The sequence below is a fragment of the Streptomyces murinus genome (genome assembly GCF_002154555.1).
In the GTDB taxonomy this organism is placed as follows: Bacteria; Actinomycetota; Actinomycetes; order Streptomycetales; family Streptomycetaceae; genus Streptomyces; species Streptomyces murinus.
Window position 1 is genome coordinate 1 of sequence record NZ_MUNF01000832.1, and the last position, 1,323, is coordinate 1,323.

The 1,323-nt window shown below is 63.8% G+C and carries 1 protein-coding gene and 1 pseudogene; both read left to right on the top strand.

Annotated features, from left to right (window positions below; all coding sequences use genetic code 11):
• Window positions 1–74: 74 nt before the first annotated feature.
• Window positions 75–668 (top strand): cardiolipin synthase ClsA, encoded by a 594-nt coding sequence (gene clsA / locus CCN72_RS35585; protein WP_086812511.1) that lies wholly within the window; start codon window positions 75–77, stop codon window positions 666–668.
• 114 nt (window positions 669–782) lie between these two features.
• Window positions 783–1,323: pseudogene (locus tag CCN72_RS35590) on the top strand (nucleotidyltransferase family protein); the annotation flags it as partial.

Genomic DNA, 1,323 nt, shown 5'->3' on the forward strand with positions numbered 1-1,323 from the left:
AGAGCCGGAGCTTTTTTGCGTTGGGGTAAAGTCAGGGAGTATCGTTGGCTCGTTTTCCCACAGGAGGCCCCCGGGTGGAGGTCCAGGAGACCCGTGTCCAGACAGACCGGGTCCTCACCATCCCCAACATCCTCAGCATGGCGCGGCTCGTCGGCGTGCCCGTGTTCCTGTGGTTGATCCTCAGGCCGGAGTTCGGGGGTCCCAAGAGCGACGGCTGGGCCCTGCTCGTGCTGGCCTTCAGCGGAGTCAGCGACTACCTCGACGGCAAGCTCGCCCGGCGCTGGAACCAGANNCTCCTCGATCCGGCCGCCGACCGGCTGTACGTGCTCTCCACGCTGCTCGGCCTCACCTGGCGGGAGATCCTCCCGGTCTGGCTGACCGCCCTGCTGCTCGCCCGGGAGCTGATGCTCCTGGTGATGGTGGGCATCCTCCGCCGGCACGGGTACCCGCCGCCCCAGGTCAACTTCCTCGGGAAGGCGGCCACGTTCAACCTCATGTACGCCTTCCCGCTCCTGCTCCTCAGTGACGGCAGTGGTTGGATCGCGTCACTGGCCGCTGTTTTCGGATGGGCGTTCGCAGGGTGGGGTACAACGCTCTATTGGTGGGCAGGAGTGCTCTACGTGGTGCAAGTCCGCCGATTGGTCCGCGCGGACGCCATGGCCGATTGAGCTCGGCGATTGTCCTGACGTGACGCCTCGATGGCCCGCCGTGCAAAAGTGCGGGACAATCTGGACGGGTGAAGTCGGCTAGACCGTCGTCTCTCAGAGGAGGACGCTTCCGACATGAAGGCCGTCGTGATGGCTGGAGGCGAAGGCACCCGCCTTCGCCCCATGACCTCAAGCATGCCCAAGCCGCTCCTGCCCGTGGTGAACCGCCCGATCATGGAGCATGTGCTACGGCTGCTCAAAAGGCACGGGCTCACCGAGACCGTCGTCACCGTGCAGTTCCTTGCCTCGCTCGTCAAGAACTACTTCGGTGACGGCGAAGAGCTCGGTATGGAGCTCACCTACGCCAATGAGGAGAAGCCACTCGGTACCGCCGGAAGCGTCAAGAACGCCGAAGAGGCATTGAAGGACGATGCCTTCCTCGTCNNCCATCGTGGACGAGGAAGGCAAGGTCGAACGCTTCCTGGAGAAGCCGACCTGGGGACAGGTCTTCTCCGACACCGTCAACACGGGCATCTACGTGATGGAGCCCGAAGTCTTCAACTACGTAGAACCCGATGTTCCGGTCGACTGGTCCGGCGATGTCTTCCCGCAGCTGATGAAGGAGGGCAAGCCGATCTACGGCTTTGTCGCCGAGGGCTACTGGGAGGACGTCGGC